Here is a 15,881-nt window from a genome sequence, read left to right on the forward strand (position 1 = left end):
CACGCCGCCCGAGGCCTCGCCTAGAGCACCTTCCTGGCGCCCGGCAGCGCCAGGACGAGGTGGGCCGCCAGCCAGCACAGCGGCACGCCCGTGACGGCGAGCAGCAGGAACTTCACGACGGCGGGAGCGGCGAGGCCGCTGAGGGCGACGCCCAGGCCGACCAGGACGAGCGCATGGGTGAAGTAGACGGTGTAGGCCCGTTCCGACAGGAACCCGCCCGTCCGGGTCTGCCGGTCGAAACGGTTCCGGAACAGCACCAGCAGTCCGAGCGTCATCCCGACGGCGAGTGCGGACTCGCACACCGCCATCAGTAAGGACTCCGGGCTGCCCAGACCGTGGAAGGCGTCGCCGGTGGAACGGAAGACGAGGACGACACCGGCCGCGGCCACGACCGCGACGGCGAAGCCGATCCGACCTGCCGTCGCCGACAGGCTCGGCAGCCAGCCGTTTCGGGCGGCGAGCACGCCGACGACGAACAGCGCGGCGTACTGCGGCAGGTAGGCCACGGTGGGCAGCCCGAGGATCGGGACGGTGGTGCCGACCGGCACCACGATGCGCCACAGGTAGGTCGCCACGGCGACGGCGACGGCAAGACCGATGACGAGCAGGGCACCGGGCGCGCGACCCTCACGCCGCGGCTCGGCGGCCGGGCGACGGCCCCGCCGCAGCCGCCGCACCAGGACATAACAGAGGCTGAACAGCAGCAGCAGCTCGACGAACCACATCGGCCCCGGGTCCCAGGAGAACAGGTAGAACAGCCAGTAGGGCAGTTCGACGCCCTCCTGCGCGAGCACGGCCTCCCTCGCGGACACGTAGTAGCCGTAGTTGACCAGCGGCCGTATCGCCACGACGAAGACGAGCAGCGGGATGCCCAGGCGGATGAGTCGGTCGATGATGAAGCGTCGGCCGCCCTTGCGGTCGTAGGACCCGGGAACGAAGACTCCCGCGATGAGGAAGAAGGCGCCCATGAAGAACCCCTGGTTCACCATGACCAGGCCCGCGAGGAAGCCGGCGGAGCCGTCGGTCGCGGGTTCGGTGTGGTACCAGACGCCCGGGATGCCGCTGTAGCCCGCCGCGGCGTGGTGCACCACCACCAGCACGGTCAGCGCGACGCGCAGGTTGTCGAGGTAGGCCAGTCGCGGGCGGGTGGCGATCGGGGTGGGCTGCGAGGGGGCGGTGTAGGTCATCGGTCGGTCTCCTGCCCGGCGTGGTGCGCGCGGATGCCGTTCTCGAACAGGTCGGCCAGTTGTTCGGCGTGTGCCGCGATGTCGTGCTCGGGATAGGCGCCCCAGTAGGCGATCATGGCGTCGATCGCCGCCTGCACGGTGACGGCCATCACCCTGGCGTCGAAGTCGCGCAGTTCGCCCGAGTCCTGGCCGGCCCGGAGCATCGCCTCCTGACTCTGGTAGATCGGCTCGTTGAAGGTCTCCCCGTAGCGCAGCTGGTCGTTGGCGTCGCGAAGGTTGTTGAAGACCTCGGCCAGGGCGAGCAGCTGGGAGCGATGGCCCTGCACGTACTCGGCGACCGAGCGGAGGCGGGCACGGAGCCTGCCCGCCGCCGTGGACTCCCGCTCGACCCTCGGCGCGACGAAGCCGGTGATCTCGCGGTAGACCTGATCGACGAGCTGTTCCATCAGCTCGTCCTTGCCTGCGAAGTGGTAGGAGATCACTCCTTTGCTGATGCCCGCGCGCTCGGCGATGCGCGCCAGCGAGGTCCCGCTGTAGCCGACCTCCGCGAAGGTCTCGATCGCGCTCTCGATGATCTGGGCACGCCGGACGTCCTCGATCACGGAACGGCGCTTCTGGCCGTCTGGCTCATTATCTGACCGCATGGCCAGAAGTTAGCACGAGCGGCCAGATCTGGGCGACTCCGGGCCGCCCACCGGCGGGTCGCGCTCTCGGTTCTCCGCTCCGACCTGGGAAGACCGCGTCGGTGTCGGCGCAGGCGGATGTCGGCGGCTACCGACCGGGGCGCACGATCGCGCCACCGAGGACCGCCTGCGTACCGATCCGTGATCGCGGGAATCGACCGCGGCGACGCCGATGACGGCGATGACCTAGGCGTTCCCGCGTCGAAGGCCGATCGCCCGCGTCCGATACCCTGGGCCGGACGCCGCGAGCGGACGGCCGAGCACGGCAGGCCGCGGGGGCACGAGACCGCGATCCCCCGCCGACGCCGGACCCGCCCGCACCGCGACCGCCCACGGCATCCGTCTCCATTCCAGGCGTCACACGGCACCGATCGGGGTCGCGGATGGGCAACGGGAGCACGGCGGAACCGGCGTCGCCCGAACCGGAGCGATCGCGGTGGTCGCGCGACTTCCGGCTCTGGGTCGGCAGCAGGACGATCTCGTCGGCGGGCACCGAGGCGCTCGCCGTCGTCATACCGGTCCTCGTCTATCGGCAGAGCGGGTCCGCGGCGCTCACCGGAGCCGCCTCGGCGCTGCTGACACTGCCGTATCTCCTCTTCGGGCTGTTCGCGGGCGCGCTCGCCGACCGGGTGAACCGCCGCGGACTCATGGTCCTCTCGGATCTGGTGGCGGCCGCGGCCGTCGTCTCCGTGCCCGTCGCCGCTCTGACGGGGTCGCTCAGCACGGTCCACGTCCTCGTCGTGGCGTTCGTGGCGTGGACGGCGTTCGTCTGGTTCGACGCCGCGGCGTGGGGAACCCTGGTCAGCGTCGTCGGCCGGGACCGTCTGGTGCGCGCCAACTCCGTCATCTGGTCCTTCGGCATCACGGCCGGGATCGCGATGCCCGCCGTGGCGGGGGTGGTGAGCAGTGCCGCTCACCCCGGCGTGATGCCTGCCGTCAGCGGCGTGACCTACGCGGTCTCGGCGATCCTGATCCTGCGGATCCGGACGAACCTCGACCCCGTCTCGCGCGCGACGCCGCCCCTCGGGCAGACGATCCGCGACGGTCTGGCCTTTCTCTGGCGCACGGTGGAGATCCGGCTCGTCACCCTGGCCTCCGTGGGGCTCACGTTGTCGAGCGGCGCCGTCATCGGGATCCTCGTGGTACACCTCGATCGGAACCTCGGCATCGCCGCCGACGACTGGCGGGTCGGCCTGTTCTTCGCGGCCGGAGCGGTCGGGGCACTGGCTGCGACGGTCCTGCTGCCGTGGTCGACGAGGCTCCTGGGCGCCGGCCGGTTGTCGGCCGCGGCGTTCAGCCTGTACGTTCCCGCGCTCCTCGGCGTCGCCCTGGCGGGACACTGGCTGCTGTCGCTGGGCTGCTGGGCGGTCTGGTACTGCACCAATACGCTGGCGGTGGTCAACGGAGTCACCCTGCGACAGCAGCTCACCCCGGAGGAGTTACAGGGCCGGGTCAACACCTCGTCACGCATGATCGCTCTCGGCGGCACGCCCGTGGGCGCGATCCTCGGTGGTGTGCTCGCCGAGTCCGTCGGAGTCCGCGCGACTCAGCTCTGGGCGATCGTTCCCGTGGCCCTCGCGGCGCTCGTCCTCTGGCTCTCCCGGGTCCGCCGGCTCCGCATGCCGACGTGACTCGGCATGCCGGCCCGAGAGTCGGTCGCGCCGGCTACGCGCCGCAGACGGCATCGCCCCTGTCGTCGACACGGCCGGACCGCGCAGGCCGGCGACAGGAAGCGATCGACGCGGTCGGAGGCGCCTTCGGCCTCCCGGGACCGCGGACACATCCGCTCACCAAGTCCGTCGCACCCCTTCGCCCGCGCGGCGGCGCACCGGCGACGCACCGTCGGCCGGAGTCGATGCGGTCGATCGCCGAGATCGGCCCGTTCATCCTCGGCCCGTCGAAGCACGCACGTGAGGAGCCGTCGAACAGACGTCGGTCTCGAAAGGAGCGCGGCTCCACGGCCCCGCCGAGATCCACGACACGACGATCGACGCTGCGCCCGACGACGGCCGGCGCGGTGCTCCTCCCCCGACTCGGCGTCATCCCGCGGCCGACGGCGACGAGCCGGACCGGGCAGCCGCAGGCTGACCGCCGAAGGCGGTCGGCTCACGCACCGGTCCCGCCGCGGCGCTGTCGGTGTACTCGTCGAGATTGGCGACGAGCCTGGTCAGATCGGGCAGCTTGTCCCATCGGCGTCGGTGGATCTCGGCGAGCTTGGCGCCGAACTCCGGGTCGGGATCGTCGGTGATGTCGAAGGACGTGAACTTGTCGACCAGCGGAAGCCCGATGAGATCAACCTCGAGGTACGCCGGATCGTTCAACATCCGCTCGTAGCTCTCCAGGTCCTCGAACACCGCGACCGCACCGTATTCGTACTCGCCGCCGAAGTCTCGGCCGAGTACTCCGGTGCGGCTCGGCACCATCCGGCGGCACCCCTCCAGCATGCGCTCCAGCACGGCCTCGGCCTCCGTTCGCGAGACGTCGGGCCTGATGGTGAAACGAATACCGTGGTAGATCATCGAATCCCCCTTTCGGATAGTGGTTCGGCTGGTCGATTCATGAACGGGTGAACAAGGCGGCGTGATCGCGGGCGAAGTCGGCGACGTCGCGGGCAGGCCTGCCGGTGAGGTCGGCGACGGACGTGTACACGGTGGCCGCCTCGCCCCTCGCGTAGTGGGCGTAGTCCTCGACGAGCCCGTCGAGCTGCCAGGGCGGCAGCAGTCCGGCCAGCGCGGCGGAGAACTCCGCGGCACTCGTGTCGTGGAAGGCGATGTCCCGGCCGGCGGCCGAGGAGAGCGCCGCCGCGATCTCGGCGTGGGTCACGGCGCGCGGCCCGGTCAGGGTGTAGACGGCGCCGGTGTGTCCCGCACCGGTCAGCACCACGGCGGCCGCGTCCGCGACGTCCCTGGCGTCGACGACGCTGACGGCCGCGCCGCCGACGGGCGCGCCGAACCAGCCCTGCGCGATGGTGCCGGCGAAGGCGCGCAGCGACTGCAGGTACAGGTTGGGGCGCAGGACGGTGTGATCAAGGCCGAGGCCGCGCACGTGTGCCTCGACCTCGGCATGCCACCGCAGGAATCGCACCGCCGAGTCCGGGTTCGCCGCGTACTGCGAGAGCAGCACGAGACGAGGCAGGCCCTCGGCATGGGCGAGATCGGCGAATCCGATCTGGAGCGCGGCGGCGTCCGGCGTCGACGGGCCGTTGAGGAAGGCGGCGTCGACACCGTCCAGTGCGGCGGCGACCGCGGCCGCGTCCGCCAGGTCGGCGACGACGTTCTCGACGCCGGGGACGGGTCTTGCCGGGTCGCGGATCATGGCACGGACGGTGACGCCGTGTGCCTGGAGCGCGGGGATCAGGGCGGATCCCACGGTTCCGGTCGCACCGGTCACGAGCACGGTCGGCGGGTTCATCGTCGAGTTCCTCTCCTGGTTGTCGTGTCGGCCGGTGCGGAGGTCGTCCAGTGCGGCGCGGGCCGCGGCGGGACGTGCGTCGAGCGAGTCGGCGGCGGGGCGTGCGGTCCTCGGGGGCTGTGCGTCCTCCTCCCGTACTCCTCGGTCGGCGAGCGTGCGCGCCGGGATCGTGACGATCGGTACGGCTCCCCCCCCCCCACGGGAGACGATCGCCGTCCTGATCGACCGCTCCCGACACGGACGGACCGTCCATCCGACGGCCGCGTGATCACGGATCACAAGTAGTGAGTGCTCACTACCCATGAGAGAACGTCGTCCGCCGACCGCCTGCCGACGAGATCAGGCTCCGGAGTCCAGGAAACGCTCGGCCCAGGGATCGTGCTCGGCGCGGACCGACAGGTCCATCGAGGCGGAGACCATGTACAGGAATCCCTCGGCGAGGAAGGAGTGCGCCGTGTCGGTTCCCACCTTCGGCAGCGCCTCCATCCGCTCGAAGACGTCCTGCGTCCACCCCTGCATGACGTCCCGGATCTCCGGGTCGTCCGACGCCGCGTATCCCTGCAACAGGATGAGCATCAGCGCCCGGTTCTCCATCAGATCACCCCAGGCGTCCGCCATCGTCTGCAACGGGGCGACCGCCTCCTTCTCGCCGGGGACGAGCATCACGCGCTCGATCGTGGCGAAGGTCTGTTCCAGCACCGAGATGAAGAGTTCCTTCTTGGTGGAGAAGACCCGGAACAGGTTGGGGTGGGAGATCTCGACGTCCTTGGCGATGGTGACGGTCGAGCCGCCGTGCAGCCCCTTGCGACTGAACTCCTGCAACGCCGCCGCGAGGATCTGCTCGCGACGCCGCTCGATGCTGACCCTCGGCCTGCGCGCGCCCGCCATGGTTGATAGTTAACACTCACTACTATCGCGGCGTCAAATCCGCACGCGTCCCGACGGCCGACACGGCGCCGAGCAGGCCGCACGGCATCCCGGCCCGTTCCCGCCGGGCGACGGCAGGACGGCATCCCCTGCCGCCGCCGATGTCGAGGACGACGGTTCCGAACTGGGCATTCGTCGGATTCTACCCGGTCCACGTCCACGTTCGAGGACGGCCGCGTGTCCTCCCTCACGTTCCGCGCTCCGGCCCAGGATCACGTGCGGCGCGACGGGCCCCGCCCGGAGCGGGACGCGGCGGACACCGTCGTTCCTCCCGTGGATGCCCCGGAATACCGCGCGCACTGCCCTGGCGTCCGACCGGCGGGTACGCCGTCGCACGCGGGCGGAGCCGGAGCCCCGGTCCCTACCCGCCCCGCCGCACGCCGGCGCCCGGCCGAAGAGACCGGCCTCGGCACGTCCCAGGCGCGCCGCGCCGCCTCACGAGGGCTCCGCGAGGAGCGGGCAGGTCCGCCGTACGTCCGACTCAGGGGTGTGCTGGGTGAACCGCACCTGCACCCGGGTCCGCGGCGACCCGCCCGCCTGTACGTGGGCGCCCACCGCCGTGCACACGATCTGGTCGATGCCCGACGACGTCACCTCGTAGTCGGCCAGGGGCACCATCAACCGGATCAGCTCCGGTTCGGTGTCGACCCGGACCCTGGTCACCTCGGTGGCGGCGATCTCCGTGTCGAGATCGAAGTCACCGGGGCCGTCCAACAACAGGGACACGGCCTCGGAGATCGTGCCGAGCCTGCCGGTCTCGCGCAGGCGGGGCGCGAGCGCGCCGTTCGAGTCGACGAAGTACAGCGTCACCCCCGGCGCCAGACCCGTGGGCGCGTCTCCCCCGTCGGTCACCTCCGAGGGCGACACCCCGCAGCCCGTCGACAGCAGGATCGCGACGACCACCGCAGTGCCGAACCGGATCACGGGTCCTCCCGCCGAGCGGGCATCCGCAGCACGAAACGAGCCCCGACGCCGAGACCGTCGCCGTCCGACGCGACGACGTCGCCGCCGTGCAGCCGGGCGTTCTCCCGCGCGATCGCCAGTCCGAGGCCGCTGCCCTCGGCGCGGCCGCGAGCGGTGTCGGCCTTGTAGAAGCGGTCGAACACGTGAGGTAGCACCTCCGGGTCCAGTCCGGGGCCGTGGTCGGCCACCTCGATCCACAGCTCGTCGTCGCGGGCCTCGACCCCGACGCGCACCGGCGGCGCCCCGTGCTGCATCGCGTTGCCCACGAGGTTCGCCACGATCACGTCCAGCCGACGCGGGTCCAAGGCCAGCTCCATGCTCGGCGGTGCCACCAGCTCCACCTGCTCCAGCCTGCCGCGGGCCCGCAGGCAGTCACGCACCACACCGACGACGTCGACCGTCTCCCGGCGCAGCACGGCGGTGCCGGCGTCGAAGCGGGACACCTCGATCAGGTCCTCCACGAGCCGAACGAGGCGACGGGTCTCGGCGATCGCGAGCCGAGTGGACTCCCTGGCGTCGTCCTCCATCCCGTCGGCCGAGGCGGCCAACACCTCCAGCACCGCCGTGAGCGTGCTGAGCGGGGTGCGCAGCTCATGCGACACGTCGGCTGCGAACCGCCGTGCGTCGGCCTGCATCCGTCGCATCGCCGTCATGGACGTCTCCACCGCCGCGGCCATGGCGTTGATCGTCATGGTCAGCTCGGCCAGCTCGTCGGCGCCCTGCGGCGGCGACCGGGCGCCGAGGTCCCCGGCCGCCAGCCGCTCGGCGGTGTCGCGGAGTTCACGCACCGGACGCAGCACGCCTGCCGAGGCCAGCAGCGCCAGCAGGACCGCGGGCGGCAGCGCCCACGCGGCCGTGCCGACGGCCGACCAGGCCAGGCCGTCGATCCGCTCCTGGACGTCGGCGAGATCGTGCACGGCGTAGACCTCGACGCCGGAAGGCGTGCGGCCGCCGTCGGGCGCGGTGGTCAGGACGGGAGTTCCGATGAGCAGCCACGGACGGCCGTCGACGACGACCCGCCGGGTGACGAGGCGGTTCCCACCGCCCACGGCGGCCCGGAAGGCGTCGTCGATCAACCCGAGCCGGGTGCCGTTCGCGGCGGTCAGCTCCGCATAGGTGACGACGGCGTCGGCGCCGACGCCGAGGCGCAGCCGGTCCAGCTCCTCCCGATCCGGGGGGTAGCCGATCTGCGGTGCGATCTCCTCGATCCGGTTCGTGACGGTCTCGACGAGCCGCCGTTCCGTGGAGTCGAGGAGCGCGGCGCTCGCCGATCCGGCGCTCGACCAGGACGCCGCCGCGGCTCCGAGCACCGTCACCAGTACGAAGGCGAGCACCAGACGAGCCCGCAGACCACGCGGTCCGAGTCGCCGGATCACACCGGTCCGAATCGATAGCCGAATCCTCGGACGGTCTGGACGTACAGCGGGGAGGCCGGGCTGTCCTCGATCTTGGCTCGCAGCCGCTGTACGCAGTTGTCGACGAGGCGGGAGTCGCCGAGATAGTCGTGCTCCCACACCTCCTCCAACAGCCGCTGCCTGCCGAACACCCGCCCTGGCGCCCGCGACAGGGTCAGCAGCAGCCGTAACTCGGTCGGGGTCAACGCGATCGGCCTGCCGTGCGACGTCACCGTCAGCGCCGTGGTGTCGATGCGCAGATCGCCGTGCACCCGCACGCCGTCGGGCGGGCCGGGCGCCCGGCGCAGCACGGCCCGAATCCGCGCGTCGAGCACGGCCGGCCGCGCCGGCTTGACCACGTAGTCGTCCGCTCCGGCCGCCAGACCGACGACGACGTCGGCGTCGTCCCCCCGCGCGGTGAGCATGACGACCGGGATCTCCCCGGCCGCGCGAACCCGGCGGCACACCTCGAACCCGTCGACTCCCGGCAGCATGAGATCCAGCAGCACGAGATCCGGCGGCCGGGCGTGCAGCCGCCGCAGCCCGTCCTCGCCGGTGCTCGCGGTGTCGACGTCGTGGCCGTGTCGGCGCAGGGCCAGTTCCAGGCCGCGTCGGACGAGGGGATCGTCTTCGATGAGCAGGAGGGCAGGCACCCCCGCAGTATCGACACCGCGTTCGGCCGCGTGCCTGCGGCCGGGAAGGGTTGCGACAGTCCTGCGACAGAGTCCGGACGCCGACGGGACGCCGACGCTCGACGATGTCGACCATGAGACGTGAGCAGAGCAGCGAAGGAGTCGACGTCGCTCAACGGCGGTCCGGCCGGGCGCGTCGACGGCGGGGCGGGCGACTCGTGGCGGCGGCCATGTCGGCCGGGGTGGTCGTGGCGGCGGGCGCGGGCGACGCCGTCGCGGGCTCCCCGTTCGTCGACGCGCCGGGCGGGGCGGTCTCGGCCGCCGACAGGGCGTTCGACGTCGCCGAGTACGACGTGACGATGAGCTATCACCCGGACTCCGCGACGTTGGAAGGCGTCACGACGATCAGCGCGACGGCGGACGAGGCGCTGGGGCGCGTGGCGCTCGACCTGAGCGGCCTGACCGTGCGGTCGGTCACGGTCGACTCCCGAGTAGCGTCCTTCACGCAGACCGACTCGGCGGACCTGGTCGTCGTACCCGCCACGTCGATCGAGGCCGGAGATCGCTTCCAGGTCCGGGTCGAGTACGACGGAACGCCCGGCGCGGGCTGGCTGCCGACCGTCTCGGGCGGCGCCACCGCCTTCATGGGCAGATCCAGCGCCTGGTTCCCGGCCGTCGAGGAGGCCTTCGACAAGGCGTCCTTCCGGTTGACCGCCACCGTTCCCACCGGCTGGAGCGTCGTGTCGGTCGGGCGGGAGGGCCCGGTGCGGGAGGGGCCCGACACGACCACGTTCCACTGGTCCGAACCCGCCGTCGATCCCGCGCATCTCGCCGTGACCGTCGACCGCCTGACGATCGACCGCACGGAGCTGGCCGACGGGACGCCCGTGGTCACCGCCTACGCGCCTGGCCTCGAGGCGGCGACCAGGCCGCTGGCGGCGCGGCTGCCGGAGATCCTCGACTTCCTCGCCGAGCTGTTCGGCCCCTACCCCTTCGACGCCGCGGGCAACGTGTTCGTCCACGTGAACGACGACGGGCCCGCGACCGCGCCGCAGACCCGACCCGTGTATCTCGGCGCGGGCAACGAGCGGTTCATGAACCTCGAAGCCGTCGTCCATGAGCAGGCCCACCAGTGGTACGGGGTCTCGACGGCGCACCGGACGTCGGCGGACCTGTGCCTGTCGGAGTGTCTCGCCGTCTACACGACCTGGCTGTGGGACGAGGCGAAGGACGGGGCAGACCTCGACGCCCGGCACCGGGACCACATCGAGGCGAACCGGGACGACGACGCGTTCTGGGCACCGTTGTACCGCCCCGGCGTCGGCGCGGGGATGAACGTCTATCAGAAGGGGCCGTCGGCCGTGCACGCCCTGCGGCGTCAGATCGGCGACGAGGCGTTCTTCGCCGTGCTCCGACGGTGGCCTCGGGAGCATCGCGGCGACCACGTCGAGTGGCCGCGGTTCGAGGCGTTCGTCGAGGAGGTCGCGGGCCGCGATCTCACCGCGTTCTTCGACGACTGGTTCCGGGGCTCGACGGTGCCCTCGGAGGAGCATCTCGGGCGGGGCGTCGCGTTCCGATGACCGGGGCGCTCCGCTCGCCGTCGCGCCGCGGGGCCGTGCTCATCGCGGCTGTGCTCGCCCGGTCCCGACTCCGGGCGAGCACAGCCGGTCGGTACCTCAGGACCTCGACGGCTCCTCGACCTGCCTGGTCGACGCGGCCCCGCTCACCGGGTGCGCCCGCTCCAGCGAGGCGCCCTCGACGTCGACGTCGGGCATGATCCGGTCGAGCCACCTCGGCAGCCACCAGGCCTTCTCGCCGAGGAGGTGCATCAGCGCGGGTACCAGGACCATCCGGACCACGAAGGCGTCGAAGAGCACGCCGATCGCCAGGCCGAAGCCGAGGGGACGGACCATGCCGAGGTGGCTGAAGACGAAGCCGCCGAACACCGAGATCATGATGATCGCCGCCGCCGTGACCACCGCCCGGCCCTGTCGGAGTCCCTGGACCACCGCGGCCCTCGCGGGCATGCCGTGGACGTGTGCCTCGCGCATGCCCGACACCAGGAAGAGCTGGTAGTCCATGGCCAGGCCGAACAGGACGCCCATGATGATGATCGGGCCGAAGCTCAGCACCGGGCCCGGTTCGTGGACGTCGAAGAGGTCCGACAGCCAGCCCCACTGGTAGATGGCCGTGACCGCGCCCAGCGCGGCGAACAGCGACAGGACGTAGCCCGCGGTGGCGATCAGCGGCACCAGCAGTGAGCGGAACACCAGCACCATGATCACCAGCGACAGGCCGACGACGACGACCAGGTAGATGGGCAGCGCCTCCGCGAGCATCTCGGAGACGTCGATGTTGCCGGAGGCCTGACCCGCCACTCCCAGGCTCACGTCGCCCGCGAGGGGTGTCAGCGATCGGAGGTCACGGACGAGGTCCTCGGTGGAGACGCTGGACGGGCCCTCCACGGGCACCACCTGGAAGAGGAAGACGTTCCGCTCGTCGGAGACGACGATGGGCGCCACGGCGGAGACGTCGTCCTGTTCCATCAGCTCCGCGGCGATGCCCGCCTGCGTCGCGGTCACCTCGGTGTCGTCCACCGCTTCCGAGGTCTCGGCGACCACCAGCAGCGGACCGTTCATGCCGGGACCGAACTCCGACTCGACGGCCTTGAACGCCTGGTACTGCGTGGTGTCCGGCGCTTCGGAGGAGCCTTCCGGCAGGCCGAGACGCATCGAGAGCGCGGGGATCGCGAGGACGAGCAGACCGATGACGGCCACGGCGACGGCCCCGAGGGCGCGGCCGGTGCGCATGGGCGTGGCCTGGGTCGCGGCGTGCTCGTCGGCCCCGATCGTCGCGCGGGCCCTGCGGCCGAGCGCGCGGGTGCCGAGCAGGCCGAGCAGCGCGGGAGTGAGGGTGATCGAGACGAGGACGGCGATCAGGACACAGGCCGCGCCGACGACGCCCATCGTGGTGAGGAAGGGGATCCCGGTGACGCCGAGGGCGACGAGCGCGACGATCACGGTGCTGCCCGCGAACACGACCGCGTTGCCCGCGGTGCCGTTGGCCAGGCCGATCGACTCGTCCACGTCCATGCCCGCCAGCAGCTGCTTGCGGTGGCGGTTGAGGATGAACAGCGCGTAGTCGATGCCGACCGCCAGACCCAGCATCACACCGAGCACCGGGGTGATGGAGGCCATCGGCACGAGGCCGGAGAAGGAGAGGGAGGCGGCGACGCCCACGCCGACGCCGACGAGCGAGCTGACCAGCGGGGTCATCGCCGGGAGGAGGGCACGCATCATGATCAGCAGGACCAGGCCCGCCACGACGACGCCGATGATCTCGCCCGGGCCGAGGATGCCCTCGACGGAGGCGGTGATGGTGGCCGACCAGTCGATGTCGACGCCCGCGATGTCACCCGCCTCCAGGACGTCGGCCACCGCGGCCTTGACGCTGTCGGGCAGCTCGAACAACGTCTCCTCGAAGGCGATGGTGGCGATGGCGGTCCGGCCGTCCTCCGAGACCGTGCCGATCGAGGAGGCGAACTCCACGAGCGCGCTGCCGTGTTCGAGTTCCGCCTCCTGCGCCTCGATCTCGGCGAGTCCGGCGTCCAGCTGCTCCCGGCCCGCGTCCAGCTGTGCCTGCTGGGCCTCGAACTCCGGGGCGGCCTGCTCGTAGACGCCCGCGTCCTGCGCCTGGGCGATCGCGGCGTCGAGCTGCGTCTGGCCGTTCGTCAGCTCTTCGGCGGCGGCGTCGAGTTCGGCGCGCGCGCCGTCGATCAGCTCTCTGCCGCCCGTGACCTGCTCCTCGGCTTCGGCGCGTTGCGCCTCGGTCTCGAAGGGACTGGTCACGGCCGTCACTCCGTCGACCTCGCCGACCCGGTCGAGGAGACCCTCGATCTCGGCTCGCTCGGCGGAGCCGAACTCGTCGCCGTCGGCGGCGAAGACCACCGTGGCGGTGGCGCCGGTCAGCTCGGGGAACTGCTCGGTCAGACGGTCGTTGACTCGCTCGGTCTCCGTGCCGGGGATCGAGAAGTTCGAGGCCAGGGAGCCGCCGAGAGCGAGAAAGGCACCTCCCGCCGCCGCGAGCACGAGTATCCACGCGGCGATGACGGCCCACGCACGTCGCGCGGAGAGCCGCCCCAGCCGGTACAGGAGGTTGGCCACCAGACGCCTTTCGTTGAATCGGACACCTTTCCGGCGCCACTCTATCCAACGACTGTCGGTTATCCGACGAGTGTTGGATAATCTCGGAGGTGTCTTCCACCACGTGAGAGGATCGCCGCCATGGACCCCCGCGTAGTCCGCACTCGCGCGAGCCTCCAGCAGGCCCTGCTGGACCTCGCTCGTGAGCGACCGCTCGACGAGGTCACGATCGGCGACGTCACGGCACGCGCCGGGGTGAACCGCAGCAGCTTCTACCAGCACTACGCGGACAAGGAGACGCTGCTGGCCGATGCGCTGGAGGAGGCGCTGCACGACGTCTCCACGCAGCTCCCGGAGGTGCCGATCGCCGCGGGCACGCCGACCATGCCCGCGGAGCTCAACACCTATCTCGAGCACATCGCGGCCAACGCGGCCGTCTACCGGCGTGTCCTGGGCGAGCACGGCTCGACGGTGATCACCGCACGACTGCGGAGGCGGGTCGAGCTGATCGTGCGCGACGCGGTCGGCACGAAGGGCTCCCCCGCCTACCCGGACCTGCCGGTCGACGTCGTCGCCTCCGGCATCGCGGGCAGCGCGCTCGGGGTGATCACCGCCTGGATCGGCCGCGACCCGCTGCCGCCGCCCGACGTCGCGGCCGACTGGCTGTGGCGGGTCATCCTCGGCATCGGCGCCTGGTGGCAGCCCGGCGCGCTCGACCCGCGGACCGCGTCGGAGTGATCGGCGCGAACCCGCCTGTCGCGGCGACGGCGGTCCCGCTCGCCCAGCCGCCGATACCCGCCGAGGCGGTGATCATCGCGCCCGGGAGATCGGCTCGCGTCGAGCACGACGGGATCGCGACCCGCCGCGTCACATCACCGCACCGGCTGCCCCTCGGCGGACGCGAGCGCCGCGATCTGGTCGGCGAACTCGGCGCGCACCACCGACAACGCCGTCTCCCGGTGCGCGTCGTGCTCGGCGAGCCGCGCGGCCAACGACGCCCGGACGTCCCGGTAGGTGTCCGGCCCCAACGGCAGCCGTAACGGCACCGCGTCGCCGTCGACGAGGTCCACGATCGCGCCGACGATCTTCTCGGGATCGTTGAGCAGCGGGAACGTGCCGTCGGCGACGGCGCGCCGCACGTTCCCGGCGGGTCCGGCGTCGTATTCGGGCATGATCGGGCCGGTGGCGAGCGCGGCGGCGAAGCCGGTGGGCGCCGCGCCGGGCTCCACGATGGTCATGCCGATGCCGAACGGCGCGATCTCCTGCGCGACCGTCTGACAGAAGCCTCGATGCCCCACTTCGCCGCATGGTAGTAGCCGAAGTTCGGGTAGGCCGTCTGCCCGCCCGCCGTGGAGATCTGCAGGAAACGCCCGCTCCGCTGCGCGCGCAGATGCGGCAGCGCGGCCCGCGTGACGGAGATCGACCCGATCAGATTGGTGTCGATCACCTCACGGATCTGATCGTCGGAGGCCTCCTCCACCGCGGCGAACACGGCATAGCCCGCGTTGTTGACCACCACGTCGATGGTGCCGAGTTCGGCGAACGCCGCGTCCACGACGGCACGCACCTCCTCGACGTCGGTCACGTCGAGCCTGCGCACCCACAGTCGGTCGCCGTGTTCGGCACGGAGTCCGTCGAGCGCCTCGGGACGGCGCAGCGTCGCCGCCACTCGGTCGCCGCGCTCCAGCAGTCGCCGAGTGAGCAGCAGGCCGAAGCCCGAGGACGTTCCGGTAATGAACCAGGTCCTGGTCATCGCACTTCCCTTCGCTTGTGCTGTCGGCGACGCTATGAGTTCGAGACGACTCGAAGTCAACTCCTACAGTGGATGACATGACCGCTGCTCCCGAGATCACGCTGACCATCGGTGCGGTCAGCGCGCTGACCGGCCTGTCGACGCACGCGCTGCGGTTCTACGAGCAGGAAGGTCTCTTCGTGGACCCGGTGCGGCGCAACTCCGCGGGTCGCCGCCTCTTCACCGAGCGGGAGGTCGGCTGGCTGCGGGTCTGCATCCGGCTGCGCTCCTCCGGGATGGCGCTGCCCGACATCCGCCGCTACGCCGAGCTGGTGCGCGAGGGTGCGGGCACCGAGGCCGCCCGGCTCCAGCTGCTCCGCGATCACGAGGCCAAGGTCACCCGGCAGCTGGCCGAGCTTCAGGAGTCGCTCGACGTCATTCGTTTCAAGGTGACGCTGTACGAGGAGCATCTGGCCGCCGGGTCGGCCGACTCCCTATGGCGCGACGGCCCGTCCTGCACGCCCGCCGGATCGGCGGCGGACGGCCCGGGAACGACGCTGGACGGCCCGGCGGCGGCGAGCACGGCCCCGGCCGGTCGCCCCGGCGGATGAGGGTCGGGTCGCGCACCACGCAGGTCGGGACTCCTCCGGACCCAGAAGAGCCAGGGCCTGGCGGCAGGCCGGCGGGGACCGCGACGCGACGGCCCGCCGCGGGCATCGGTGCCTGAGCACGAGCGTCACGGGCGCTGCGGCGAAGCCGACGGCATGTCCTCCGTCGACAGTCGACCTTCCCGGTTCGTTCATTCCCACC

General features: G+C 71.6%; 15 protein-coding genes. 4 read left to right on the top strand and 11 right to left on the bottom strand.

The window, feature by feature from the left end; translation table 11 throughout:
- Positions 1-20 precede the first annotated feature (20 nt).
- Together AHOG_RS17550 and AHOG_RS17555 are read right to left on the bottom strand one after the other, a co-directional pair.
- Positions 21-1,187, bottom strand: a complete 1,167-nt coding sequence (locus AHOG_RS17550; RefSeq protein WP_093942329.1) for an acyltransferase family protein — start codon at positions 1,185-1,187, stop codon at positions 21-23.
- Positions 1,184-1,831, bottom strand: a complete 648-nt coding sequence (locus AHOG_RS17555) for a TetR/AcrR family transcriptional regulator (protein WP_093942330.1) — start codon at positions 1,829-1,831, stop codon at positions 1,184-1,186. The genes AHOG_RS17550 and AHOG_RS17555 overlap by 4 nt, the downstream gene beginning before the upstream one ends.
- Before the next feature lie 422 nt (positions 1,832-2,253).
- Here AHOG_RS17555 and AHOG_RS17560 point away from each other — a divergent pair, with 422 nt between their 5' ends.
- Positions 2,254-3,501: an MFS transporter gene (locus AHOG_RS17560; protein WP_093942331.1), complete on the top strand. Its 1,248-nt coding sequence runs from the start codon at positions 2,254-2,256 to the stop codon at positions 3,499-3,501.
- A 408-nt stretch (positions 3,502-3,909) separates the two neighbouring features.
- Here the strand turns inward: AHOG_RS17560 and AHOG_RS17570 are convergent, their stop codons facing one another.
- From AHOG_RS17570 to AHOG_RS17595, 6 genes are all read right to left on the bottom strand, one after another.
- A complete protein-coding gene (locus AHOG_RS17570) occupies positions 3,910-4,389 on the bottom strand; it encodes a Dabb family protein (protein WP_093942333.1) in 480 nt (159 codons plus the stop codon).
- Positions 4,390-4,426: 37 nt separating this feature from the next.
- Positions 4,427-5,281 (bottom strand): NmrA family NAD(P)-binding protein, encoded by an 855-nt coding sequence (locus AHOG_RS17575; protein WP_093944549.1) that lies wholly within the window; start codon positions 5,279-5,281, stop codon positions 4,427-4,429.
- 339 nt (positions 5,282-5,620) lie between these two features.
- Positions 5,621-6,169 (bottom strand): TetR/AcrR family transcriptional regulator, encoded by a 549-nt coding sequence (locus AHOG_RS17580; protein ID WP_093942334.1) that lies wholly within the window; start codon positions 6,167-6,169, stop codon positions 5,621-5,623.
- Positions 6,170-6,643: 474 nt separating this feature from the next.
- Entirely contained in the window at positions 6,644-7,132 is a 489-nt protein-coding gene (locus AHOG_RS17585; protein ID WP_245856283.1) for a hypothetical protein, read from the bottom strand.
- Positions 7,129-8,547: a sensor histidine kinase gene (locus AHOG_RS17590; protein WP_093942335.1), complete on the bottom strand. Its 1,419-nt coding sequence runs from the start codon at positions 8,545-8,547 to the stop codon at positions 7,129-7,131. The genes AHOG_RS17585 and AHOG_RS17590 overlap by 4 nt, the downstream gene beginning before the upstream one ends.
- The gene (locus tag AHOG_RS17595) at positions 8,544-9,218 is read right to left on the bottom strand and encodes a response regulator transcription factor (RefSeq protein WP_093942336.1); all 675 of its coding nucleotides are present in this window, start codon (positions 9,216-9,218) and stop codon (positions 8,544-8,546) included. Before AHOG_RS17595 ends, AHOG_RS17590 begins: the two co-directional genes overlap by 4 nt.
- Before the next feature lie 113 nt (positions 9,219-9,331).
- On the opposite strand from AHOG_RS17595, the gene AHOG_RS17600 reads away from it, so the two are divergent.
- The gene (locus tag AHOG_RS17600; protein ID WP_157736887.1) at positions 9,332-10,777 is read left to right on the top strand and encodes a M1 family metallopeptidase; all 1,446 of its coding nucleotides are present in this window, start codon (positions 9,332-9,334) and stop codon (positions 10,775-10,777) included.
- A gap of 96 nt (positions 10,778-10,873) precedes the next feature.
- On the opposite strand, the gene AHOG_RS17605 is transcribed toward AHOG_RS17600, so the two are convergent.
- Positions 10,874-13,360 carry an MMPL family transporter gene (locus tag AHOG_RS17605; RefSeq protein WP_093942338.1) on the bottom strand — a complete coding sequence of 829 codons (2,487 nt, stop codon included), beginning with the start codon at positions 13,358-13,360 and terminating at the stop codon, positions 10,874-10,876.
- A gap of 120 nt (positions 13,361-13,480) precedes the next feature.
- Here AHOG_RS17605 and AHOG_RS17610 point away from each other — a divergent pair, with 120 nt between their 5' ends.
- Positions 13,481-14,077, top strand: a complete 597-nt coding sequence (locus AHOG_RS17610; protein ID WP_093942339.1) for a TetR/AcrR family transcriptional regulator — start codon at positions 13,481-13,483, stop codon at positions 14,075-14,077.
- Positions 14,078-14,211: 134 nt separating this feature from the next.
- Here AHOG_RS17610 and AHOG_RS29530 read toward each other — a convergent pair whose 3' ends face one another.
- Positions 14,212-14,577 (bottom strand): Rossmann-fold NAD(P)-binding domain-containing protein, encoded by a 366-nt coding sequence (locus AHOG_RS29530; protein ID WP_211290435.1) that lies wholly within the window; start codon positions 14,575-14,577, stop codon positions 14,212-14,214.
- Positions 14,574-15,092: an SDR family NAD(P)-dependent oxidoreductase gene (locus tag AHOG_RS29535; protein ID WP_211290436.1), complete on the bottom strand. Its 519-nt coding sequence runs from the start codon at positions 15,090-15,092 to the stop codon at positions 14,574-14,576. Before AHOG_RS29535 ends, AHOG_RS29530 begins: the two co-directional genes overlap by 4 nt.
- A 77-nt stretch (positions 15,093-15,169) precedes the next feature.
- On the opposite strand from AHOG_RS29535, the gene AHOG_RS17620 reads away from it, so the two are divergent.
- Positions 15,170-15,682: a MerR family transcriptional regulator gene (locus AHOG_RS17620; RefSeq protein WP_093942340.1), complete on the top strand. Its 513-nt coding sequence runs from the start codon at positions 15,170-15,172 to the stop codon at positions 15,680-15,682.
- Positions 15,683-15,881 lie beyond the last annotated feature (199 nt).

Source organism: Actinoalloteichus hoggarensis, from assembly GCF_002234535.1.
GTDB lineage: Bacteria > Actinomycetota > Actinomycetes > Mycobacteriales > Pseudonocardiaceae > Actinoalloteichus_A > Actinoalloteichus_A hoggarensis.